At 63.4% G+C, this 21583-nt stretch carries 23 protein-coding genes and 1 pseudogene; 12 read left to right on the forward strand and 12 right to left on the reverse strand.

Annotated elements, in window-relative coordinates; genetic code table 11:
- The first annotated feature begins 1 nt into the window (after position 1).
- The gene (locus LOY22_RS11135) at positions 2–1447 is read left to right on the forward strand and encodes an ATPase domain-containing protein (protein WP_093387576.1); all 1446 of its coding nucleotides are present in this window, start codon (positions 2–4) and stop codon (positions 1445–1447) included.
- 19 nt (positions 1448–1466) lie between these two features.
- Positions 1467–1838: a response regulator gene (locus LOY22_RS11140; RefSeq protein WP_045196714.1), complete on the forward strand. Its 372-nt coding sequence runs from the start codon at positions 1467–1469 to the stop codon at positions 1836–1838.
- Positions 1839–1916: 78 nt separating this feature from the next.
- Here LOY22_RS11140 and csrA read toward each other — a convergent pair whose 3' ends face one another.
- The 8 genes from csrA to LOY22_RS11180 all read right to left on the reverse strand — a co-directional run bounded on the left by csrA (position 1917) and on the right by LOY22_RS11180 (position 7644).
- The gene (csrA, locus tag LOY22_RS11145) at positions 1917–2114 is read right to left on the reverse strand and encodes a carbon storage regulator CsrA (protein WP_010223936.1); all 198 of its coding nucleotides are present in this window, start codon (positions 2112–2114) and stop codon (positions 1917–1919) included.
- Positions 2115–2395: 281 nt separating this feature from the next.
- Positions 2396–3409 carry a DNA topoisomerase IB gene (locus tag LOY22_RS11150; protein ID WP_195883789.1) on the reverse strand — a complete coding sequence of 338 codons (1014 nt, stop codon included), beginning with the start codon at positions 3407–3409 and terminating at the stop codon, positions 2396–2398.
- Between the two features lie 42 nt (positions 3410–3451).
- Entirely contained in the window at positions 3452–4540 is a 1089-nt protein-coding gene (gene modC / locus LOY22_RS11155) for a molybdenum ABC transporter ATP-binding protein (protein ID WP_093383953.1), read from the reverse strand.
- Positions 4541–4542: 2 nt separating this feature from the next.
- The gene (gene modB, locus LOY22_RS11160; protein WP_045196720.1) at positions 4543–5223 is read right to left on the reverse strand and encodes a molybdate ABC transporter permease subunit; all 681 of its coding nucleotides are present in this window, start codon (positions 5221–5223) and stop codon (positions 4543–4545) included.
- On the reverse strand, positions 5223–5981 hold the full coding sequence (gene modA, locus LOY22_RS11165; RefSeq protein ID WP_093383950.1) for a molybdate ABC transporter substrate-binding protein: 759 nt from the start codon (positions 5979–5981) through the stop codon (positions 5223–5225). Before modA ends, modB begins: the two co-directional genes overlap by 1 nt.
- A gap of 82 nt (positions 5982–6063) precedes the next feature.
- Positions 6064–7137 (reverse strand): nitronate monooxygenase family protein, encoded by a 1074-nt coding sequence (locus tag LOY22_RS11170; RefSeq protein ID WP_093383947.1) that lies wholly within the window; start codon positions 7135–7137, stop codon positions 6064–6066.
- Between the two features lie 29 nt (positions 7138–7166).
- Complete coding sequence (locus LOY22_RS11175) at positions 7167–7337, reverse strand: hypothetical protein (RefSeq protein ID WP_093383944.1); 171 nt, start codon at positions 7335–7337, stop codon at positions 7167–7169.
- A gap of 4 nt (positions 7338–7341) precedes the next feature.
- Positions 7342–7644, reverse strand: coding sequence for a DUF1883 domain-containing protein (locus LOY22_RS11180; protein ID WP_038995738.1), 303 nt, complete (start codon positions 7642–7644; stop codon positions 7342–7344).
- A 158-nt stretch (positions 7645–7802) separates the two neighbouring features.
- Here LOY22_RS11180 and LOY22_RS11185 point away from each other — a divergent pair, with 158 nt between their 5' ends.
- The 10 genes and pseudogenes from LOY22_RS11185 to LOY22_RS11230 all read left to right on the forward strand — a co-directional run bounded on the left by LOY22_RS11185 (position 7803) and on the right by LOY22_RS11230 (position 16432).
- Positions 7803–8153, forward strand: coding sequence for a hypothetical protein (locus LOY22_RS11185; protein ID WP_258597491.1), 351 nt, complete (start codon positions 7803–7805; stop codon positions 8151–8153).
- A gap of 132 nt (positions 8154–8285) precedes the next feature.
- Positions 8286–8936: a cytochrome c gene (locus LOY22_RS11190; RefSeq protein ID WP_045196731.1), complete on the forward strand. Its 651-nt coding sequence runs from the start codon at positions 8286–8288 to the stop codon at positions 8934–8936.
- Positions 8933–9838, forward strand: a complete 906-nt coding sequence (locus LOY22_RS11195) for a c-type cytochrome (protein WP_093383938.1) — start codon at positions 8933–8935, stop codon at positions 9836–9838. Before LOY22_RS11190 ends, LOY22_RS11195 begins: the two co-directional genes overlap by 4 nt.
- 181 nt (positions 9839–10019) lie before the next feature.
- Positions 10020–10859, forward strand: a complete 840-nt coding sequence (gene galU, locus LOY22_RS11200) for a UTP--glucose-1-phosphate uridylyltransferase GalU (RefSeq protein ID WP_045196734.1) — start codon at positions 10020–10022, stop codon at positions 10857–10859.
- A gap of 89 nt (positions 10860–10948) precedes the next feature.
- On the forward strand, positions 10949–12304 hold the full coding sequence (gene gorA / locus LOY22_RS11205; protein ID WP_093383935.1) for a glutathione-disulfide reductase: 1356 nt from the start codon (positions 10949–10951) through the stop codon (positions 12302–12304).
- 206 nt (positions 12305–12510) lie between these two features.
- Positions 12511–13074: an alkyl hydroperoxide reductase subunit C gene (ahpC, locus tag LOY22_RS11210; protein ID WP_010223911.1), complete on the forward strand. Its 564-nt coding sequence runs from the start codon at positions 12511–12513 to the stop codon at positions 13072–13074.
- 121 nt (positions 13075–13195) lie between these two features.
- Entirely contained in the window at positions 13196–14758 is a 1563-nt protein-coding gene (gene ahpF / locus LOY22_RS11215; RefSeq protein WP_093383925.1) for an alkyl hydroperoxide reductase subunit F, read from the forward strand.
- Positions 14759–14998: 240 nt separating this feature from the next.
- A complete protein-coding gene (locus tag LOY22_RS11220; protein ID WP_045196737.1) occupies positions 14999–15187 on the forward strand; it encodes a hypothetical protein in 189 nt (62 codons plus the stop codon).
- A 48-nt stretch (positions 15188–15235) separates the two neighbouring features.
- Positions 15236–15328, forward strand: a pseudogene (locus LOY22_RS11225) (DUF1330 domain-containing protein); the annotation flags it as partial.
- Between the two features lie 96 nt (positions 15329–15424).
- Complete coding sequence (locus LOY22_RS11230) at positions 15425–16432, forward strand: Ldh family oxidoreductase (RefSeq protein WP_093383915.1); 1008 nt, start codon at positions 15425–15427, stop codon at positions 16430–16432.
- Between the two features lie 9 nt (positions 16433–16441).
- Here LOY22_RS11230 and LOY22_RS11235 read toward each other — a convergent pair whose 3' ends face one another.
- From LOY22_RS11235 to LOY22_RS11250, 4 genes are all read right to left on the reverse strand, one after another.
- Complete coding sequence (locus tag LOY22_RS11235) at positions 16442–18022, reverse strand: aldehyde dehydrogenase (NADP(+)) (RefSeq protein WP_258597494.1); 1581 nt, start codon at positions 18020–18022, stop codon at positions 16442–16444.
- Between the two features lie 26 nt (positions 18023–18048).
- The gene (gene abaF, locus LOY22_RS11240; RefSeq protein WP_258597496.1) at positions 18049–19431 is read right to left on the reverse strand and encodes a fosfomycin efflux MFS transporter AbaF; all 1383 of its coding nucleotides are present in this window, start codon (positions 19429–19431) and stop codon (positions 18049–18051) included.
- 69 nt (positions 19432–19500) lie between these two features.
- A complete protein-coding gene (locus LOY22_RS11245; protein WP_045196743.1) occupies positions 19501–20418 on the reverse strand; it encodes a dihydrodipicolinate synthase family protein in 918 nt (305 codons plus the stop codon).
- A gap of 124 nt (positions 20419–20542) precedes the next feature.
- The gene (locus tag LOY22_RS11250) at positions 20543–21571 is read right to left on the reverse strand and encodes a trans-3-hydroxy-L-proline dehydratase (protein ID WP_045196745.1); all 1029 of its coding nucleotides are present in this window, start codon (positions 21569–21571) and stop codon (positions 20543–20545) included.
- Between the last annotated feature and the right edge of the window lie 12 nt (positions 21572–21583).

The raw sequence follows: 21583 nt of genomic DNA on the forward strand, positions 1-21583 counted from the left end.
CATCGTGGAACAACTCAAACGCCTGGCCACCGGTATTCCCGGTCTCGACGAACTGCTCAAGGGTGGGCTGGTGGTCGGTGCTTCCTACATCGTCCAGGGCCGGCCTGGCTCGGGCAAGACCATCCTCGCCAACCAGCTGGCCTTCAATCACGTCAGCCAGGGTGGGCGCGTGCTGGTGGCGACGCTACTGAGCGAATCCCACGAGCGTTTGTTCCAGTACCTGTCGACCTTGAGCTTTTTCGACCCCGGCAAAATCGGCGCGCAGCTGCAGTTCGTCAGCGCCTTCGACACCCTCGAGCAAGAGGGCCTGGATGAAGTGGTAAAACTGCTGCGCGGCGAGATCAGCCGCCACCAGGCCAGCCTGCTGATCGTCGACGGCCTGCTCAATGCCCGCTCGCGCGCGGAAACGCCGCTGGACACCAAGAAATTTATCGCTGAGCTGCATGGTCATGCCGCCTTCGCCGGTTGCACCGTACTGTTCTTGACCAGCTCGCGGCTGGAGGACGGCAGCCCCGAACACACCATGGTCGATGGCGTCATCGAGCTGGGTGACGAGCTGCTGGGCAGCCGCTCTGTGCGCCGGATCCAGCTGCGCAAGACCCGCGGCAGTGGCGCATTGTCGGGTATTCACGAATGCGAAATCACCGAACACGGCCTGCAGGTTTACCCGCGCCTGGAATCACTGTACAGCCACCCCAGCGGGCACGGCATGGGCGAACTGATGCGCATTCCCAGCGGCGTGCCGGTGTTCGACCGCCTGCTCGGCGGCGGCCTGCCGGCCGCCTCGGTGACCCTGGTGATGGGCCCCTCGGGCATCGGCAAGACTTCACTGGGCGTGAGCTTTCTCGGTGCGGCAACAGCGGCAGAACCCGGCCTGCATTTCGGCTTTTATGAAACCCCGCAGCGCCTGCGTCTCAAGGCCGGCGCCCTGGGCTACGACTTCGCCGCCATGGAGCGCGCCGGGGCCTTGCACATTGCCTGGCAACCGACCACCGAAGGCGTGCTTGATGATGTCGGCATGCGCTTGTTGCGCCTGGTCGAGCAGCACAGCATCAAGCGCGTGCTGATCGACAGCCTCGGCGCGTTCACCCGCCTGGCCAGCAACCCGACGCGCCTGAATGAATTCTTCCGCGCCCTGACCGGCGAGCTGCGGGCCCATGACGTCAGCGTCCTGGCCACTTGGGAGATGCGCGATATCTTCGGCTCGGAAATCAACGCGCCGGCACCGGACCTTTCGAGCATTGTCGACAACCTGCTGTTGATGCGCTTTGTCGAGATGGACTCGGAGCTCAAGCGCTTGCTGTCGATCCTCAAGGTGCGCGACAGCTATTACGACCCGGCCCTGCTGGAGCTGATCATCAGCGACCATGGCATCGACCTGCAAAAAGCCTTTACCCAGGCCACGGGGGTGATGTCCGGCACGCCTTCGCAGGTGCCTGGATCATGAGGCCGGGGGTGGCAACGGCATGAGCACCATTCTGGTCGTCGACGACGAGTACCTGATCGCCAATATCCTCGGCTGGGCCCTGGAAGACGAAGGTTTCGACGTGGAGCTGGCCGGCAATGGGCAGAAGGCCCTGGACGTATTGAAAGGCAAGCGGGTGGAGTTGGTGATCACCGATTACATGATGCCGGTGATGGATGGCGAGGCGTTGGCCGTCAGTATTCGTGCAGAGCCACTCTTGCAAGGCTTGCCGATCATACTGATGAGCGGGGCGCAGGCTCACAAGGGGCGGGACAATCCCGGGCTGTTCGCCGCCGTGTTCGACAAACCCTTCGACATCGAGCAACTGATTGCCAAAGTGAAGGAACTGGTCGATACGCCCGAGGCGCCTTGAGGCCTGTGACTGCAACCGGGCGGGTTGCCAGTGTCAGGATCAAGCGCATCCGTGCGGCTTGAGTCGGTTGGGGGCTGCTTAGTGCTCGTCGCCTCCTTTTTCCGGTGCCGGGCTACCGGCCTGAATGCGTTTGAAAATCTCTTCGCGGTGCACCTGAACATCTTTCGGTGCATCGATGCCGATCCTCACTTGCATCCCTTTGACGCCCAGAATGGTGACTTTGATGTCATCGTTGATGACGATGCTTTCGCCAACCTTGCGGGTGAGTATCAGCATGTATATCTCCTTGGTAACGTAAGTTGCCTTGCGGGCGCGGCCCGCAGAAGCCGGGATCACACAGGGGTGCATCCCTCTTTCCCTTCATTAAAGACGCTTTCGGCGGATATTAATTCCCCCGAACACAGATTCTGTAGTGAGTCTTTAGTCGCAGGTGCCGATTGGCTGGATGAGCACTCCGAAGCAGCGAGTGCTGCCCGTACCCGCAAGCATAGGGGGGTTGAAGGAATATGGGAAATTTCTCTGCATGATACCCAAGGTGGGTTTCGCTGAATGGCTTTTCAAGGGGCCGCCAGGTTTTGCAGAAACAGCGCCAGGGCCACTTCCTCGGCCTCCAGCCCCTTGCGCGTGCGCGCCCGTGGCAGCTTGGCCAGCTCGCCGAGGGTGAAATGCTCGAACAGCGCCGGGTGGATGTAGCAGCGCCGGCACACCGCCGGGGTGTTGCCCAGGCGGCTGGCGACCTGCCTGACGGTCTCGACGATCTGACGTTTGGCCTCCTGCTCCGGTTGCCATTCAAGCTGGCGCAACAGGCTCAGGGCCAGGGCGCTGCCGGCCCAGGTGCGGTAATCCTTGGCGGTGAAGTCGCTGCCGGTCAGCTCCTGCAGGTAGGCGTTGACGTCGGCTGAACCGACGCTGTGGCGCTGGCCCTGGTCATCCTGGTACTGGAACAGGTCCTGGCCGGGCAGGTCCATGCAGCGTTTGATCAGGTTGGCCAGGCGCCGGTTCTTCACCGTCACCTGATGCTCGATACCGCTCTTGCCGCGAAACTGAAAGCGGATGGCGCTGCCGTCGACCTTGACGTGACGGGTGCGCAGGGTGGTCAGCCCGTAAGACTTGTTGTCGCGGGCGTACTGGCGGTTGCCGATGCGGATCAAGGTGCTGTCGAGCAGGCTCACCACCAGGGCCATGACCTTTTGCCGATCAAGCCCCGGCCGCGCCAGGTGGCTGTCCAGTTGCCGGCGCAGCTTGGGCAGCAGGCTGGCAAAGTCCAGCATGCGCGCGTACTTGTGGCTGTCGCGGTAACTGCGCCAGTCGGCATGGTAGCGGTACTGCTTGCGCCCGCGGGCATCACGGCCGGTAGCCTGCAGGTGGCCTTGCGGGTCGGCGCAGATCCACACATCGGTGTAGGCCGGGGGGATCACCAGGGCCTTGATCCGCGCGAGGGTGGCCGGATCTTTGACCCGCCCGCCTTGCCCATCGAAGTAGGCGAACTTGCCGCGCAGGCTTTTGCGCCGCAGGCCTGGCTGGCTGTCATCGACATAATGCAAGGCGGCGGGCAGGGCGGTGTCGGGCATGGCGCAGGTCCGGTTGCGGGGTTTGTACTATGGACCGCAAGCTCAACCCAACAGTGCCACCGACTTTATCTGTGCCCACAGCGACTGGCCGGCGTGCAGCTGCAGCTGGTCGGCGGAGTAGCGGGTGATGCGCGCCAGCAAGGTGGTGCCGGCGGCGTCCAGGCTGACCAGCACGTGGGCACTGTTGTCGGCCGGGCGATGGCCGCTGACGGTCACCGGCAGGCGATTGAGGATGCTCGATTGCTGGTCGGCGCCAAGGCTCAGGCTGACGTCCCGCGCCTGCACCTTCAAGCGCAGCGGCATGCCCACGGCCAGTGGTTCGTGGGCCACGCGCAATTGCAGGTGGCTGTGCGGCAGTTGCAGGCTGAGCAACTGATAGTCGCTGCTGTAGGCGCTGACCTGGCCTTCGATGATCACCCCGGCGTCGTCGCCCTGGGCCAGCGGCAGGTCGAGGCGCGCGAGGGTGGCGGCAATCGGCCCGCTGGCCTGGACCTTGCCCTGCTCAAGCAGCACCAGGTGATCGGCCAGCCGTGCCACTTCATCCTGGGCGTGGCTGACGTAGACCAGCGGAATCTCCAGCTCGCTGTGCAGGCGCTCGAGGTAGGGCAGGATCTCGCGCTTGCGCGGGCCGTCGAGGGCTGCCAGCGGCTCGTCCATCAACAGCAGTTGCGGGCTGCTCAGCAGCGCCCGGGCAATGCCCACACGCTGGGCTTCGCCGCCGGACAGGGTGGCTGGCTTGCGCTGCAGCAGGTGCTCGATGCCGAGCAGTTCGCAGGCCTGCTCGAGGCTGACCTTGCGCTGCTGGGCGGGGATGCGCTTGTAGCCGAAGGTCAGGTTGGCGCGCACCGACAGGTGCGCGAACAGGCTGGCCTCCTGGAACACGTAACCGATCGGGCGCTGGTGCGGGGCAATGAAATATTCGCGGCGCGAGTCCTGCCAGATCTCGCCATTGACCTCGATGTAGGCTTCGGGGGCCCGTTCCAGCCCGGCCAGGCAGCGCAGGCAGGTGGTCTTGCCGGAGCCTGAATGGCCGAACAGCGCACTGATGCCGCGCCCGGGCAGTTGCAGGTCGACATCCAGGCTGAAGTCGCCGCGGTCCAGTTTCAATCGGGCGTGAATCATCGCCGCCATGCTCAGCTCCAGGCCGATTTGCCCCGGCGGCTGGAGTACAGCGCCAGCAGCACGAGGAAAGAGAATACCAGCATGGCCCCGGCCAGCCAGTGGGCCTGCAGGTACTCCATGGCTTCGACGTGGTCGAAGATCTGCACCGAGACCACCCGGGTCTTGTCGGGAATATTGCCGCCGATCATCAGCACCACGCCGAACTCACCGACGGTATGGGCAAAGCCGAGGATGCTGGCAGTGATAAAGCCTGGCCGGGCCAGGGGCAATACCACATGGACGAAGGTGTCCCAGGGGCTGGCACGCAGGGTCGCGGCCACTTCCAGCGGGCGTTCACCGATGGCGCTGAAGGCGTTTTGCAGCGGCTGTACGACGAAGGGCATCGAATACACCACCGAACCGATCACCAGGCCGCTGAAGCTGAACACCACGGTGCCCAGCCCCAGCGCCTGGGTGGTCTGGCCGATCCAGCCGTTGGGCCCCAAAGCCAGCAACAGGTAAAAGCCGATCACCGTCGGTGGCAGCACCAGCGGCAGGGCCACCACCGCGCCCACCGGCCCGCGCAGCCATGAGCGCGTGCGCGCCAGCCACCAGGCGATGGGGGTACCAATCAGCAACAGAATCAGCGTGGTCAGGCTGGCCAGTTTGAAGGTCAGCCAGATGGCGCCGAGGTCGCTGGCATCCAGTGGCATCAGATTTCGTAACCGTAGGATTTGATCACGGCTGCGGCTTTCGGGCCCTTGAGGTATTCAACCAGGGCTTTGGCCGCGGCGTTGTCCTTGCCTTTGTTGAGAATCACCGCGTCCTGCTTGATCGGCTCGTGCAGGTTGGACGGCACGATCCAGGCCGAGCCGCTGCTGACCTTGCCGTCCTTGTAGATCTGCGACAGGGCGACAAAGCCCAGTTCGGCATTGCCGGTGGAGACGAACTGGTACGCCTGGGTAATGTTCTGGCCTTCGACGATCTTGCCCTTGGTGGCCTCGGTCAGCTGCAGCTTGCTCAGTACCTGGGTAGCGGCCAGGCCGTAGGGCGCAGCTTTCGGGTTGGCAATCGACAGGTGCTTGAACTCATTCTTTTTCAGCACATCACCCTTGCCATCGACATAGCCTTCCTTGGCCGACCACAGTGCCAGGGTGCCAATGGCGTAGGTGAAGCGTGAGCCCTTGACGGTGTCGCCTTCGTTCTCGAGCTTTTCCGGGGTGCTGTCGTCGGCGGCAAGGAACACTTCGAACGGTGCGCCGTTCTTGATCTGCGCGTAGAACTGGCCGGTGGCGCCGTAGGCGGCCACCAGCTTGTGGCCGGTGTCCTTCTCGAAATCCTTGGCAATCGCCTGGATCGGCGCGGTGAAGTTGGCGGCGACGGCTACCTGTACCTCATCGGCCCAGGCGCTGTTGAAGGTCATGAAGGTGGCCAGGGCGGCCAGGGCAAAACGAGGTGCGCACTTACTCATGAAAAACAGCTCCACAGGCTGAGGGGGTAGTCGTTATATAGGTGAATATATAGCGAATGCCCGACCAACGGGAAGTACTGCTTCAGCGTTTGAGCTGGGCGAGGGCGTTTTGTGCCAGTGTGCGGGTCAGTTCACCGGCCGCCAGGGCCTGGCCCAGACGCAGCGCCTGGCCTGCCCAGAGGTTGCTGAAATCGCTGTTGCCCTTTGGCTCGCTGATGGCCCGCAGCGGCATCAGCGCACCGCCGGCCAGGGGAAAGCGCGGTGCCAGCTCGCTCATCGGCCCCAGCTCGCGCATGATGCGCGTGTTGATACCACGCGCCGGGCGCCCGGTGAACAGGTTGGTCAGCGCCGTGTCGCTTTCCTTGGCGCTGTGCAGCGCCTGGCGATGAGCCGCCGAGACCTTGGCCTCGGGGCAGAACAGGTAAGCGGTGCCCAGTTGCACCGCCGAAGCGCCCAGCGCCAGGGCGGCGACGATGCCGCGGTGGTCGCCAATGCCGCCCGCGGCAATCACCGGCACCTTCACAGCATCGACAATCTGCGGCACCAGCGCCAGGGTGCCGACCTGGGTAGTGAGGTTGCTGCTGAGGAACATCCCGCGGTGGCCGCCGGCTTCATAGCCCATGGCGATGATTGCGTCGCAGCCGTGATCTTCCAGCCACAGCGCTTCATCCACGGTGGTGGCGCTGGACAGCACCTTGGCGCCCGTGGCCTTGACCCGCTTGAGCAGGCTGGCTTCGGGCAGGCCGAAGTGGAAGCTGACCACGGCCGGCTTGTAGTGCTCGACCAGCTGGCAGCTGGCGTCGTCGAAGGGCGCGCGGTTGGACACCGGTGTGGGCGCATCGAAGTCGGCGCCCAGCTCCAGGTAATACGGCTTGAGCGCCTGCTTCCAGGCCGCATCGCGCTCAGGGTCCGGCTGCGGCGGCTGGTGGCAGAAGAAGTTGAGGTTGAGCGGGCCGTTGCTGGCCTCGTTGAAGGCCTGCAACTCGGCGCGGATCTGATCCAGGCTCAAGGTGGCACACGGCAGCGAACCCAGGCCGCCGGCGTTGCTTACGGCAATGGCCATGGCTGAACCGGTGGAGCCGGCCATTGGCGCCTGAAGGATCGGCAGCTCGATGCCGAGCAGATCGAGGAGACGGGTGTCCGGCCATTGGCGCATGCCTGGGGTTCCTTGTGCTGAGGAGGGTGTTACAGCGCTTTGCTCACCTTGATATCAGTGATTTTCTTGGCGTCTTCGCCGTGCAATTGTTGCAGCGCTGCCTGCACGTGCTCAGGCGCATCGCTGATCATCTGGGCGAAGTCGAATCGTTGCTCGCCATCGATCTTGTACTTGATCACGAACTTGGTGGTCTGGCTCATGGGCTTATCTCAGCTTCGACGACGAACGGCGAATGAACTTGATGGTATGGGTGAAGGTTGGCTTGGTCACTGCCGACAGGGCGCGCGGGCCGACGGTGTCGATGGTGATGTTCCAGAAACCGGTGCTGGGCACGGTGATCTTCGCCGGGAAGTCGACAAAGGCGCCGCCGTGGTAGGTGTGACGGCCGCCGTTCTTGAAGCTGCGGAAGTTGGCATCGTTCATCAGGCGGATATTGCAGCGCTGGGAGCAATGAATGACCACGATGTCATCCTCGTTGAGGTGCTCGCGCTGGTGTACGAATTTCATGTTGCACTCCGCATTGGATCTGTCAGCAAATCAAAACGATACCATGATGTCGGTTACACTGTCGGCCTTCGTGCCAGGCCCAGGATAAAACTGCCAATCAAGGGAGCAAAATGGTCTGCGCGCGGTCTTATTCTTTTTCCGTGGTGGAGGTGTGCTTGATGAAGTGGGTCGTAGCAGCGTTGGCAGTAACGCTGGGTGGCTGTGTGAGTGTGTCGGAGCTGGAGCACAGCCCGGAAACCCTCAATGTGATTTCTGGCAAAAAACCCCAGGAATACGCGGACTGCGTGCAGCAGCAATTGACCGAGTCGCGCGGGCAACTGACCGTGGAAGAACGCCACGACGGTCTGCGCCTGGTGGTGCCGCAAAAGGTCGGCGGCGGCCCGGCGGCGCTGGTGGATATCGACAAGCGCGGTAGCGGTAGCAGCATCAAGCTGTATGAGCGCCTGAACAACTTCCCGCTGCGCCTGGGTGATGTGAAGACGGCAGCGACGCGCTGCATTTCGAGCTAAATCCTTTTTCGGCTAATCGATTCAGCTGGCATCTAGCCATCTTTCTGCGTTGTAGCTTGCGGCGTATAGGCCTACTATTCATAGGCTTATACTTATTAAGCCTAAGCTTATAACAAGAAAATGGAGTCCGTGATGATCCCACTGGATCGCATCCTGATCAGCAGCCTGCTGCTGTTTTCATTGCCTGCCGCACATGCCGTCGATGGCCAGAAAATCTTCACCCAGGGTGGCCAGAACCCGGCCGCCATGGCCTGCCTGGGTTGCCATGGCGCCGACGCCAAGGGCATTGCGCCTGCCGGCTTTCCGCGCCTGGCCGGCCTGCCTGCGGCGTACCTGAGCAAGCAACTGCACGACTTTCAGAACGGCAGCCGCAAGCACCCGATCATGGAGCCGCTGGCCAAGGCCCTCAGCGCCGAGGAAATCCAGGCGGTGACCACGACCCTGGCGGCCATGCCCAGCGAGCCTGCCAGCGATATCCACCGCCAGCAGATGGCTGCCGACCCGGTGCAGAAGCTGGCGCTGTACGGCGACTGGAACCGCAAGATCCCCGGCTGTGTGCAGTGCCACGGCCCGGGCGGCGCCGGTGTTGGTGAGCATTTTCCGCCACTGGCCCATCAACCGGCCACCTATCTGGTTGCCCAGCTCAACGCCTGGCGCGACGGCAGCCGCAGCAACGACCCCAATCAGTTGATGGTCGGTGTGGCCAAGGCGATGACCGATGACGAAATAAAGGCCGTGGCCAACTACTTCGCCAACCCTGTCAGCCCGGAGGTCAAGCCATGAAGCCGATGATTCTCGCTGCCCTGACCCTGGCCTTTGGCAGTGTCCATGCTGCGCCGATTGCCATGGAAGACCAGTCGCAACTCAAGACCCCGCCAGCTGCCGCGCCTGGCTTTACCCCGCCGGCAGAAAGCGAGCTGCCCGACAACGCCTACGGCAAGATGGTCCGCGATGGCTACGCCTTGTTTGTCGACACACGCCGGCTGATGCCTGACAACGTTGGCAACGGCCTTAACTGCAGCAACTGTCACCTCGACCAGGGCCGCCTGGGCAACTCGGCGCCGCTGTGGGGCGCGTATCCCATGTACCCGGCCTATCGCAAGAAAAACGACAAGGTCAACACCTTCGCCGAGCGCATCCAGGGCTGCTTTCAGTTCAGCATGAACGGCAAGCCGCCAGCGGCCGACAGCCCGCAGATGACAGCCTTGTCGGTCTATGCCTACTGGCTGGCGAGCAAGGCGCCGATTGGCGTCGAGAGTGCTGGCCGCGGCTACCCGGAGGTGGCGCAATCGGCGCAAGGTTACGACTTCAAACGCGGTGAGCAGGTGTACCAGGCCCAGTGCTCCATTTGCCACGGCGCCAATGGCGAAGGGCAGAAGGTAGCCGGCAACTACGTGATGCCGCCATTGTGGGGCAAGGACTCCTACAACTGGGGCGCCGGCATGCACCGGATCAATACCGCCGCCTCCTTCATCAAGCACAATATGCCCTTGGGCAAGCCCGGCAGCCTGAGCGACCAGCAGGCCTGGGACGTGGCCGCTTACATCAACCGCCACGAACGGCCGCAGGACCCGCGCCTGGTCGACGGCTCGATCGAGAAGACCCGGCTGAAGTTCCACGCCAATGACGGCGTCAACCTCTATGGCCAGAAGGTCGACGGGGTGCTGGTCGGGCAGGGCATGTAGGCATCGGCTGTTTAACTGCCGGTGGTCAGCTACCGGCGCATTATTTATGCTCCCGGGGAACTATCCCCCCCGGGATTTCATCTATGATGGCATCGGCCAGCGTGGTGGGGCATTGTAAGGTGACCGCTGCCTGATTAGACTGCGCCGAATTTCGTACGCAAAGCCCTTGTTAAGGACGTATATGATCAAGAAATGCTTGTTCCCGGCAGCCGGTTACGGCACTCGCTTCCTGCCCGCTACCAAAGCCATGCCCAAGGAAATGCTGCCGGTGGTGAACAAGCCACTGATCCAGTACGGCGTTGAAGAAGCGCTGGAAGCTGGATTGAACGAAATTGCCATCGTCACCGGTCGTGGCAAGCGCGCCCTGGAAGACCACTTCGACATCAGCTATGAGCTGGAAAACCAGATCAAGGGCACCGACAAGGAAAAATACCTGGTCGGCATCCGTCGTCTGCTCGACGAGTGTTCGTTCTCCTACACCCGCCAGACCGAAATGAAAGGCTTGGGCCACGCGATCCTCACTGGCCGCCCGCTGATCGGCGACGAACCGTTCGCCGTGGTACTGGCGGACGACCTGTGCGTCAACCTCGAAGGCGACAGCGTGCTCAAGCAGATGGTCAAGCTGTACAAACAGTACCGCTGCACCATCGTTGCCATCATGGAAGTCGACCCGCAGGAAACCAGCAAATACGGTGTGATCGCCGGCGACCTGATCGGTGACGACCTGTACCGCGTGCGCAACATGGTCGAGAAGCCAAAGCCTGAAGATGCTCCGTCGAACCTGGCGATCATCGGCCGCTACATCATGACCCCGGACATCTTCAAACTGATCGAAGAAACCGAGCCGGGCAAAGGCGGTGAAATCCAGATCACCGACGCCCTGATGAAGCAGGCCCAAGATGGCTGCGTTATTGCCTACAAGTTCAAGGGCAAGCGTTTCGACTGCGGTGGCGCCGAAGGCTACATCGAAGCGACCAACTTCTGCTTCGAGAACTTCTACAAAACCGGCAAAGCGTACTGAGCCTGGTAGCTAGCGGTTTGATAAAGCCACCTTCGGGTGGCTTTTTCTTGTAGCTTGTAGCTTGATACTTGCAGCTTGAGACCCTCGAGATGACCTACGATTTTGATCTGTTCGTGATTGGTGCCGGGTCTGGCGGTGTGCGCGCTGCGCGCTTTGCCGCAGGCTTCGGTGCAAAAGTGGCGGTTGCCGAAAGCCGCTACCTGGGTGGTACCTGCGTCAACGTTGGCTGCGTGCCGAAAAAGCTGCTGGTCTACGGCGCGCATTTTGCCGATGACTTCGAGCAGGCCGCAGGCTTTGGCTGGTCGCTGGAAGATGCCCAGTTCGACTGGGGCCAGTTGATCGCCAACAAGAACCGCGAAATCGAGCGGCTCAACGGTATCTACCGCAACCTGCTGGTCAACAGCGGCGTGACCTTGCTGGAAGGCCACGCCAAACTGACGGGTGCCCATGAGGTGGAAGTCGATGGCCAGCGCTACAGCGCCGAGCACATCCTCATTGCCACCGGCGGCTGGCCGCAGATCCCGGATATTCCGGGCAAGGAGCTGGCGATCAGCTCCAACGAGGCGTTCTACCTCAAAGACCTGCCCAAGCGCGTGCTGGTGGTTGGCGGCGGTTACATCGCCGTGGAATTTGCCGGGATCTTCCAGGGCCTGGGGGCAAAAACCTCGCTGCTGTACCGCGGCGACCTGTTCCTGCGCGGCTTTGATGGCAGTGTGCGCGAGCACCTCAAGGACGAGCTGGAAAAACGCGGCATGGACCTGCAGTTCAACAGCGATATCCAGCGTATCGAGCGCCAGGACGACGGCAGCCTCAAGGCTACCCTCAAGGATGGTCGCGAACTGGTGGCCGACTGCGTATTCTATGCCACTGGCCGGCGACCGATGCTCGACAACCTGGGCCTGGAAAACACCGGCGTCGAACTCGACCCGCGTGGTTTTATCCGCGTCGACGACCTGTACCAGACCACCGCGCCGTCGATCCTGGCGATTGGCGATGTGATCGGCCGTGTGCAACTGACCCCGGTGGCCCTGGCCGAAGGCATGGCTGTGGCCCGGCGCCTGTTCAAGCCCGAGCAGTACCGCCCGGTGGATTACCAGAACATCCCTACCGCCGTGTTCAGCCAGCCACCGATTGGTACCGTTGGCTTGACCGAAGAACAGGCGCTGGAGCAGGGCCACAAGGTGCAGATCTTCGAAAGCCGCTTCCGGCCGATGAAGCTGACCCTCACCGAGGTGCAGGAAAAGACCCTGATGAAGCTGGTGGTCGATGCCGACACCGACCGCGTGCTGGGTTGCCATATGGTCGGCCCGGACGCCGGCGAAATCATCCAGGGCCTGGGCATTGCCCTCAAGGCCGGGGCGACCAAGCAGCAGTTCGACGAGACCATTGGCGTGCATCCTACGGCGGCGGAAGAGTTCGTCACCTTGCGTACGCCATCGCGTTAAACGGCGTACTCCAATCGCGGGGCAAGCCCGCTCCTACTGGCCGGTAGGAGCGGGCTTGCCCCGCGATAGCTTCAAACCCTCTATTAATAGCCCCGCCTTATAGCCAAAACCAATCAACAACATGAGCTTTGCCAATGAGCATTAATCCAATGCATTGGCTACGATTCTCCCATCAGTTTTTTCAACCCCCTGAAGGAGCGTCACTCATGCCTATCATCAACAGCCAGGTTAAACCGTTCAAAGCTACCGCTTACCACCAGGGCAAGTTTGTCGAAGTCTCGGATGCCGATCTGAAAGGCAAATGGTCGGTAGTGTTCTTCTACCCGGCCGACTTCACCTTCGTCTGCCCGACCGAGCTGGGCGACCTGGCCGACAACTACGCGCAGTTCAAAGACCTGGGCGTGGAAATCTACGGCGTGTCCACCGATACCCACTTCACCCACAAAGCCTGGCACGACACTTCGGACACCATCGGCAAGATCCAGTACCCACTGATCGGTGACCCGACCCACGTCATCTCGCGCAACTTCGACGTGCTGATCGAAGAAGCCGGCATCGCTGACCGTGGCACCTTCGTGATCAACCCAGAAGGCCAGATCAAGATCGTCGAACTCAACGACGGTGGTGTCGGCCGTGACGCCAGCGAGCTGCTGCGCAAGGTCAAGGCTGCCCAGTACGTTGCCGCCCACCCAGGCGAAGTCTGCCCGGCCAAGTGGAAAGAAGGCGAAGCTACCCTGGCGCCATCGCTGGACCTGGTCGGCAAGATCTAAGACCGTGAGCCAGCCGAGGGCGGTGGTCTACCGCACCTGACGTTGTCACCGCCCCGCAAAACGCCCGGGCGCTTTCGCCCGGGCGTTGTTATTTCTACCGTTTGAAAAAGGAATCGCCCGTATGTTGGACGCCACGCTTAAAACTCAGTTGAAAGCCTACCTGGAACGGGTCACTCAGCCGATCGAGATCGTTGCTTCCCTCGATGACGGCGCGAAGTCCCGCGAATTGCGCGACCTGCTGGTGGAAATCGCCGGCCTGTCGAACCTGATTACCCTGCGTGAAGATGGCAGCGACGCCCGTCGCCCGTCGTTCTCGCTCAATCGTCCTGGCGCTGACATCAGCCTGCGCTTTGCCGGCATCCCCATGGGCCACGAGTTCACCTCGCTGGTGCTCGCCCTGCTGCAGGTCGGCGGTCATCCGTCCAAGGCCAGCCTGGAGGTGATCGAGCAGATCAGCGCGCTCAAGGGTGAGTTCAACTTTGAAACCTACTTCTCGCTGTCGTGCCAGAACTGCCCGGATGTGGTCCAGGCGCTGAACCTGATGGCGGTGCTCAACCCCAATATTCGCCACGTCGCCATCGACGGTGCGCTGTTCCAGGCCGAAGTCGAGCGCCGCAAGGTCATGGCCGTGCCCAGCGTCTACCTCAACGGCGAAGTGTTTGGCCAGGGCCGCATGGGCCTGGAAGAAATCCTCGCCAAGCTCGACACCAGCGCCGGCGAGCGTCAGGCCGAGAAGATCAACGCCAAGGATGCCTTTGACGTGCTGGTGGTCGGTGGCGGCCCGGCGGGCGCCGCCGCGGCGATCTATGCCGCGCGCAAAGGCATTCGCACCGGCGTTGCCGCCGAGCGTTTCGGCGGCCAGGTACTCGACACCATGGCCATCGAGAACTTCATCTCGGTGCAGGAAACCGAAGGACCGAAGCTGGCCATGGCCCTTGAAGAACACGTCAAGCAGTACGACGTCGATATCATCAACCTGCAGCGCGGTGAAGCCTTGATTCCGGCCACCGACGGCGGCCTGCACGAAGTGCGCCTGGCCAGTGGTGCCTCGCTCAAGGCCAAGACTGTGATCCTCGCCACCGGTGCACGCTGGCGCGAAATGAACGTACCCGGCGAGCAGCAATACCGCAGCCGCGGCGTTGCCTACTGCCCGCACTGCGATGGCCCGCTGTTCAAGGGCAAGCGCGTGGCGGTGATCGGTGGCGGCAACTCGGGTGTGGAAGCGGCCATTGACCTGGCCGGTATCGTTGCCCAGGTGACCCTGATCGAGTTCGACAGCCAGTTGCGTGCCGACGCCGTGCTGCAGCGCAAGCTGCACAGCTTGCCGAACGTCAAGGTGATCACCAGTGCGCTGACCACCGAGGTGCTTGGTGATGGCGAGAAGGTCAACGGCCTGCGCTACAAGGACCGCAACAGCGATGAGCTGCATGACCTGGCGCTGGAAGGGATCTTCGTGCAGATCGGCCTGCTGCCCAACACCGACTGGCTCAAAGGCACGGTCGAGCTGACCCCGCGCGGCGAGATCATCGTCGATGCCCGCGGCCAGACCAACCTCCCGGGCGTGTTCGCCGCCGGTGACGTGACCACCGTGCCATACAAGCAGATCGTGATTGCCGTGGGCGAGGGCGCCAAGGCTTCGTTGGCGGCCTTCGATCACCTGATTCGCACCTCGGCGCCAGCCTGACCGGCCTTATCGCGGGGCAAGCCCGCTCCTACAGACCAGGTAGGAGCGGGCTTGCCCCGCGATGGTTTCAATGCGCCAGCCCGGTGTCGGGAACACCGGCCATTCCAGCGGCGCTTTGACAAGAGTCTGCAAGCTACCGGCTATCACCCGGCATCGGTGTGCGGGCGCCGATGGCCGAGCCAGAGCGCTCGTGGTCCAGTGTCTATAGTGAAGTAGTGTGTTTCAGCGGGAGCCATTGCCATGCAATTGATCAGTCGCGAGCCCTGGTGGCGCAATCCGCCCAAGCCTGGTCAGCGGGAGCAGGATCTGGAATGGGGGTATCTGGAGATCTACAAGGATGGCCGCGCCGTGTTCGTCGAGCAGCGACCTACCGACCAGGAACTGGCCGAGCGCAAAAGCTGCCGCAACTTTCCCGAGGCTGAGGAGTAAGCTATAGGGTATGCCGTAATACAAATCTACCTGGGGCGGGAGCATGCATTGAAGGCCCGCTGGATTGCCCATGTCGAGGTCAGCGACCCTGAGCGGTATCAGCAGTACATCCAGCGGGCACTGGCGGCCCTTGCAGCCTTCCCCGCTATGCCGAGATCGTCATCACCGGGGGCTAAAGCGATCAAGTCGGCGCAGCGGGCTTGAGGCAGGCTGGACAGTCAGCCCAAGGAGATGACCATGATCCGCCTGACCCTGTCCGAAGCCCATTCGCTGGCCTTTTCGATCCTTTTGCACAACGGCTTTGACGCCGACCATGCCCGGGCGGTGAGCGATACCATCGTCGCCGGCGAGCGCGATGGTTGCGCCTCCCATGGCCTGTACCGGGTGCTGGGCTGCGTCGGCTCGCTCAAGGCCGGCAAGGTGGTTGCCGATGCCCGCCCCGAAGTCATCGACCAGGCGCCGTCGATCGTGCGCGTGGATGCTGGCGGCGGGTTCTCTCAGCTGGCATTCCAGGCCGGCTTGCCGTTGTTGCAAGCCAAGGCCCAACGCAACGGCATCGCCGCCCTGGCGATCAACCGCTGTGTGCACTTTTCGGCCTTGTGGGTCGAGATCGAGCAGTTGGCCGAGGCCGGCCTGGTGGCCCTGGCATTCACCCCCAGCCATGCCTGGGTGGCGCCTGCCGGTGGCCATCGGCCGGTGTTCGGCACCAACCCCATCGCCTTCGGCTGGCCGAGGGCGGGCACGCATCCGTATGTCTTTGACTTCGCTACCAGCGCCATCGCCCGTGGCGACATCGAGCTGCATCGGCGTGCCGGCAAGGCGATTCCCGAAGGCTGGGGCGTGGATGAGCACGGCCAGCCCAGCACCGACCCCAACGTGGTGCTGGACCGTGGCGCCATGCTCACCTTCGGCGGGCACAAGGGCTCGGCGCTGGCAGCGATGGTCGAACTGATCGCCGGGCCGTTGATCGGCGACCTGACCAGTGCCGAATCACTGGCCCATGCCGACGGCAGCAAATCCTCGCCTTATCATGGTGAGTTGCTGATTGCCCTGGACCCGCGCAGGTTTTTGGGTGACGCCGCCGATCAACACCTGGCCCGGGCCGAGGTGGTATTCGAGAGCATCGAGGGGCAGGGCGCGCGGCTGCCGTCTGCGCGCCGCTATACAGCACGGGCGCGCAGCCTGGTGGAAGGGGTGGAAATCCCGCAGGCCCTGTACAACGATCTCAGGGCGCTGCTGGCCTGAAACCCACCCTTACAGGGCGGTGCGGCTGCTCTGGCCGTCGACCAGGCGCGCGATGCCCAGCGGGTTGGCGTTCTGCAACGCTGGCGGTAGCAGCGCATCCGGGCAGTTCTGGTAGCACACCGGGCGCAGGAAGCGCTCGATGGCCAGGCTGCCCACCGACGTCCCGCGGGCATCGGAGGTGGCCGGGTAGGGGCCGCCGTGCACCATTGCATCACAGACTTCGACGCCGGTCGGGTAGCCGTTGAACAGTACCCGGCCGACCTTCTGCTCCAGCAGCGGTAGCAGTTCAGCGTGGCTTTGCAGATCTTCAGCTTCGGCGATCAGGGTAGCGGTGAGCTGACCGTGCAGGCCGTGCAATGCTTGCTGCAACTGCGTGCTGTCGGCCACCTCGACCAGCACCGTGGCCGGCCCGAACACCTCTTCGTGCAACAGCGCATCGCCTTCGAGCAACAGGCTGACATCGGCCTTGAACAGCTGCGCCTGCGCCTGCTTGCCCTGTTGCGGCTGCCCGGCCAGGTGGCTGATGCCAGGGTGAGCGAGCAGCGCCTCGACGCCCTTGGTGTAACTGGCGAGGGTGCCGGCGTTGAGCATGGTCTGTGCCGGTTGCGCGGCCAGTTGCGCGGCCAGTTGTTCGGTAAATGCACTGAATGCCGGCGAGCGCAGGCCGATCACCAGCCCCGGGTTGGTACAGAACTGCCCGCAGCCGAGCACCACCGAGGCCGCTAGTTCGCGGGCGATCTGCTCGCTGCGCAGGTTCAGGGCCTGGGGCAGTACCAGCACCGGGTTGATGCTGCTCATTTCGGCGAACACCGGGATCGGTTGTGCCCGTGCCGCCGCCATGTCGCACAGCGCACGGCCGCCCTTGAGTGAGCCGGTAAAACCCACCGCCTGGATCGCCGGATGCTTGACCAGCGCTTCGCCGACGCCGGCGCCGTAGATCATGTTGAACACGCCCTTGGGCATGCCGGTCTGTTCGGCCGCGTGGATGATCGCATCGGCCACCCGCTCAGCGGTGGCCATGTGGCCGCTGTGGGCCTTGAATACCACCGGGCAGCCGGCGGCCAGGGCCGCGGCGGTGTCGCCGCCGGCGGTGGAGAAAGCCAGGGGGAAGTTGCTGGCGCCAAACACCGCGACCGGGCCGACGCCCAGGCGGTACTGGCGCAGGTCGGCGCGGGGCAGCGGTTGGCGATCGGGCTGGGCGCGGTCGATGCGTGCGCCGAGAAAGTCACCGCGGCGCAGCACCTGGGCGAACAGGCGCATCTGCCCGCAAGTGCGCCCGCGCTCGCCGAGGATCCGCGCGGCGGGCAACGCCGTTTCGCCGGTCACCAGGGTGATGAAATCATCCCCCAGGGCCTCCAGTTGCGCGGCAATGGCCTCAAGAAACTGCGCCCGTCGCTCCGGCGACAAACTGCGAAACACCGGGTAGGCCTCGGCCGCCGCCTGGGCAGCGGCATGCACTTCTGCGCCGGTGGCCTGGTGGAACCGATAGGGCAGGGCCTCGCCGCTGGTTGCGTCATGGCTCTGCAGGGTGAGGCTGCCAGCGGCGCTGCGCGCGCCGCCAATGTAGTTGTGGCCGATGATATCCGCCATGGATTACTCCTGAAAAAAAGGTGGGGTCAGGCCAGCGAACTGCCCGGGCGAACTGGCGCCGCTTGCCCGGCGGCGATGCGCGCGGCCGCTTCGGCGTCAACCTGGTGCAGCGACTTGCCGCGGGTCTCGCGGGTCAGGCCAACAGCGACAATCGAGATCAGCGCAGCGCCAACCAGGTACCAGGCAATCGGCGTCGAGCTGTGGAACTCATTGAGCAAACTGATGGCGATCAGCGGCGCCAGGGATCCGGCGAAAATCGGCGCCACCTGGTAGCACAGCGACAGCGCGGTGTAGCGCACGTGGGTGGGGAACAGCTCGGCCATCAGCGCCGAGTAGGGCGCGTAGGTCATCGACTCGATGGCCAGGCCCAGGGTGATCGCGGCCATGATCAGCCAGTTGTTGCCGGTGTCCATCAGCGGGAAGCCGATGAAGCCCCAGAAGGCGGTGAGCACCGCGCCGGTCAGGTACACCGGCTTGCGCCCGACCAGATCGGACAGGTAGCCCATCAGCGGGATCATGAAAAAATGCAGCAGGTGCGCGCCGAACATCAGCAAGAGGATCTGCGAGGTGTCCTTGTGCACTACAAGCTTGAGGTAGGTGATCGAGAAGGTCACCACGGTGTAATAGAGGATGTTCTCGGCAAAGCGGGCGCCGATGCCTACCAGCACCGCGCGCCAGTGATGGCGCAACACCTCGACCACGCCCAGTTGCTGCTCGGCTTTCTGCGCCTGGCGCGCCTGGGCCTCTTTGAAGATTGGTGCGTCGTCGACGCTGGTGCGGATCCAGTAACCGATCAGCACCACCACCGCCGAGAACCAGAACGCCACGCGCCAGCCCCAGGCCAGGAACTGTTCTTCCGAGAGGTTGCTCGACAACAGCAGCAAGGCCACCGTCGCCACCAGATTACCGGCCGGCACCCCGGCTTGCGGCCAACTGGCCCAGAAGCCGCGACGGTTGTCCGGGCAGTGCTCGGACACCAGCAAAATCGCGCCACCCCATTCGCCGCCGAAGGCAAAACCCTGGATCAGCCGCAGCAGCACCAGCAACACCGGCGCGGCATAACCGATAGTGTCGAAGCCCGGCAGGCAACCCATCAGGAAGGTGGTGATGCCGACCACCACCAGGCTCAGTTGCAGCAAGCGCTTGCGGCCGAATTTGTCACCGTAGTGACCGAATACCAAACCGCCCAGGGGGCGGGCGAGAAAGCCTACGGCATAGAGGGCGAAGGCGGCGATGATGCCGTCGACGGGGCTGTCGGTCTGGCGGAAGAACAACTGGCCGAAGACCAGTGCCGAGGCGGTGCCGTAAAGGAAGAATTCATACCATTCGGCGACGGTGCCGGCCATGGCCGCGGCGACGACCCGTTTCAAGCCCGAAGGGCTGGTTGCGCTGGAGGGGTGACTGGACATGCTGGCGTTTCCTGTATGGGCGCAAAACAGGCAGGCCGGTCTCCATGATGGAGCCGGCCCGGCAATCACTCAGAGGCCGACGTCCGGCAGTTGCGGACGGTTGGCCAGGGCCTTGGCCATGATCTGCTCGACATAGACCCGATCGCTTTCCGGCAGGGCCAGGCGCGGCGGACGGGTCAGGGCGCTGCCGCGACCGGCGATGGCTTCGCACAGCTTGATGCACTGCACAAGGTCGGCGCGGGCATCCAGGTGCAGGATCGGCATCAGCCATTCGTAGATCGGCATGGCCTCGGCGAAGCGCCCGGCCTTGGCCAGGCGGAAGATCGTCTCGCCCTCTTTGGGGAACACGTTGGACATGCCCGAGACCCAGCCCTGGGCGCCGACCGCGATGCTTTCCAGGACCACGTCGTCGAGGCCGGCGAACAGCACGAAGCGGTCGCCCACTTCATTGCGCACGTCGATGAAGCGGCGGGTGTCGCCGGAGGAGTCCTTGAAGCACACCACGTTGTCGCAGTCGGCCAGGGAAATCAGGATGTCCGGGGTGACGTCGTTTTTGTAGATCGGCGGGTTGTTGTAGACCATCAGCGGCACGTCGGTGTGCTTGGCCACGTAACGGTAGTGCTCGGCGGTCTCGAACGGCTTGGAGCCATAGACCAGCGCCGGCATCAGCATCACCCCGTCGACGCCGACCTGGCGCACCGCATTGGCCACCTTGGCGGCCTGCACGCTGGTGAACTCGGCCACGCCGCAGATCACTGGAACCCGGCCGCGCGAGGCATCGACGGCGACTTCGGTGACGGCGATTTTCTCCTCGGCGCTCAGCGAGGTGTTTTCGCCCACCGAGCCACACACCACCAGGCCCGAGACGCCGTCGCGGATCACGTTGGAAATCACCTCGTGGGTCTTTTCCAGGTTGATCGAGAAGTCATCGTTGAATTGAGTGGTGACCGCAGGGAAGACGCCGCTCCAGTTTACGTACTTGCTCATGGTGTTCTCCGGTTGTTTATTGTATTTCGTATACGATATTTGAAGTGTTTGAAGTGGACCAGTGTTTTTTCACTTCGTTTGCCGGCCGATTTTTAAGGGTGTTTGCAAATCAACGGCTTAGCGTTCAGGCGCCGGGCCAGGTGTCCGACAACCGGTAGCCTTGTGGCCAGGGGTCGCTGGGGTCGAGCAGCAATTGATGGGTGCCGGTGATCCAGGCGCGGCCGGAAATGCACGGGTAGATGGCCGGGCGGCCGGCGATTTCGGTCAGTGATTCGATGCGGCAGTCGAAGCGCGAGCCGATGATCGAGCGGCCAATGAACCGCTCGCCGACTTTCATCAGGCCTTTGGCCTGCAGTACCGCCATGCGCGCTGAACAGCCGGTGCCGCAGGGCGAGCGATCGATCTTGCCGGGGCGGATCACCACCGCGTTGGCGCCGCTGGCAACGCCGTCCTCATACTCGATGGGCGCGGCGATCTGGCAGAAGGAAATGTGCGCCCAGTCCGGATTCAGCGGGTGGCTGAAACCCAGTTGCTGGTTGGCGGCCTGGGTGATCTTCAGGCCGACCTCGACGATATCTTTGGCTTCGTCCGGGCGGATGGCAAAGCCCAGTTGCCGGGCATCGGCAATCACGAAGCTGTCGCCGCCGTAGGCCGTGTCGACCTGCAGCGAGCCCAGGCCTTCGACCTCGATCCAGGCGTCGAGGCGGTCGGCAAAGGACGGCACGTTCTTCACTTCCACCCGTTCGACCTTGCCGTCCCGGCATTGGGCGACCGCTTCGATCAGGCCGCCCGGGGCTTCGAGCACCAGGTGCGTCTCGGGCTCGGTCATCGGCAGGATGCCGCTGTCGAGCAGCACGGTCGACACGCACAGCGAGTTGGAGCCGGACATCGGCGGAGTGTCGGCCGGCTCCATGATGATCCAGGCCATTTGCGCCCGCGGGTCCTTGGGCGGCACCAGCAGGTTGACGTGGCGGAACACGCCGCCGCGTGGCTCGTTGAGGACGAAGTTGCGCAGGGTCTGGTCGCGGGCGATCCAGCGCGACTGCTCCCAGACCGTGGCGCCGGGAGGCGGGGCGACGCCGCCGACGATGACGTCGCCGACTTCACCTTCGGCGTGGCAGTTGACGATGTGGATGATTTTCGATGAGCGCATTCGCAGGACTCC

Source organism: Pseudomonas sp. B21-035, from assembly GCF_024748945.1.
Classification (GTDB): domain Bacteria; phylum Pseudomonadota; class Gammaproteobacteria; order Pseudomonadales; family Pseudomonadaceae; genus Aquipseudomonas.

Excerpts from the sequence above, each read along its gene's own strand:
- LOY22_RS11140 (WP_045196714.1), top strand. The coding sequence starts at position 1,467 with ATGAGCACCATTCTGGTCGTCGACGACGAGTACCTGATCGCCAATATC.
- csrA (WP_010223936.1), bottom strand. The coding sequence starts at position 2,114 with ATGCTGATACTCACCCGCAAGGTTGGCGAAAGCATCGTCATCAACGAT.
- LOY22_RS11150 (WP_195883789.1), bottom strand. The coding sequence starts at position 3,409 with ATGCCCGACACCGCCCTGCCCGCCGCCTTGCATTATGTCGATGACAGC.
- modC (WP_093383953.1), bottom strand. The coding sequence starts at position 4,540 with ATGGCGGCGATGATTCACGCCCGATTGAAACTGGACCGCGGCGACTTC.
- modB (WP_045196720.1), bottom strand. The coding sequence starts at position 5,223 with ATGCCACTGGATGCCAGCGACCTCGGCGCCATCTGGCTGACCTTCAAA.
- modA (WP_093383950.1), bottom strand. The coding sequence starts at position 5,981 with ATGAGTAAGTGCGCACCTCGTTTTGCCCTGGCCGCCCTGGCCACCTTC.
- LOY22_RS11170 (WP_093383947.1), bottom strand. The coding sequence starts at position 7,137 with ATGCGCCAATGGCCGGACACCCGTCTCCTCGATCTGCTCGGCATCGAG.
- LOY22_RS11175 (WP_093383944.1), bottom strand. The coding sequence starts at position 7,337 with ATGAGCCAGACCACCAAGTTCGTGATCAAGTACAAGATCGATGGCGAG.
- LOY22_RS11180 (WP_038995738.1), bottom strand. The coding sequence starts at position 7,644 with ATGAAATTCGTACACCAGCGCGAGCACCTCAACGAGGATGACATCGTG.
- LOY22_RS11185 (WP_258597491.1), top strand. The coding sequence starts at position 7,803 with ATGAAGTGGGTCGTAGCAGCGTTGGCAGTAACGCTGGGTGGCTGTGTG.
- LOY22_RS11190 (WP_045196731.1), top strand. The coding sequence starts at position 8,286 with ATGATCCCACTGGATCGCATCCTGATCAGCAGCCTGCTGCTGTTTTCA.
- LOY22_RS11195 (WP_093383938.1), top strand. The coding sequence starts at position 8,933 with ATGAAGCCGATGATTCTCGCTGCCCTGACCCTGGCCTTTGGCAGTGTC.
- galU (WP_045196734.1), top strand. The coding sequence starts at position 10,020 with ATGATCAAGAAATGCTTGTTCCCGGCAGCCGGTTACGGCACTCGCTTC.
- gorA (WP_093383935.1), top strand. The coding sequence starts at position 10,949 with ATGACCTACGATTTTGATCTGTTCGTGATTGGTGCCGGGTCTGGCGGT.
- ahpC (WP_010223911.1), top strand. The coding sequence starts at position 12,511 with ATGCCTATCATCAACAGCCAGGTTAAACCGTTCAAAGCTACCGCTTAC.
- ahpF (WP_093383925.1), top strand. The coding sequence starts at position 13,196 with ATGTTGGACGCCACGCTTAAAACTCAGTTGAAAGCCTACCTGGAACGG.
- LOY22_RS11220 (WP_045196737.1), top strand. The coding sequence starts at position 14,999 with ATGCAATTGATCAGTCGCGAGCCCTGGTGGCGCAATCCGCCCAAGCCT.
- LOY22_RS11230 (WP_093383915.1), top strand. The coding sequence starts at position 15,425 with ATGATCCGCCTGACCCTGTCCGAAGCCCATTCGCTGGCCTTTTCGATC.
- LOY22_RS11235 (WP_258597494.1), bottom strand. The coding sequence starts at position 18,022 with ATGGCGGATATCATCGGCCACAACTACATTGGCGGCGCGCGCAGCGCC.
- abaF (WP_258597496.1), bottom strand. The coding sequence starts at position 19,431 with ATGTCCAGTCACCCCTCCAGCGCAACCAGCCCTTCGGGCTTGAAACGG.
- LOY22_RS11245 (WP_045196743.1), bottom strand. The coding sequence starts at position 20,418 with ATGAGCAAGTACGTAAACTGGAGCGGCGTCTTCCCTGCGGTCACCACT.
- LOY22_RS11250 (WP_045196745.1), bottom strand. The coding sequence starts at position 21,571 with ATGCGCTCATCGAAAATCATCCACATCGTCAACTGCCACGCCGAAGGT.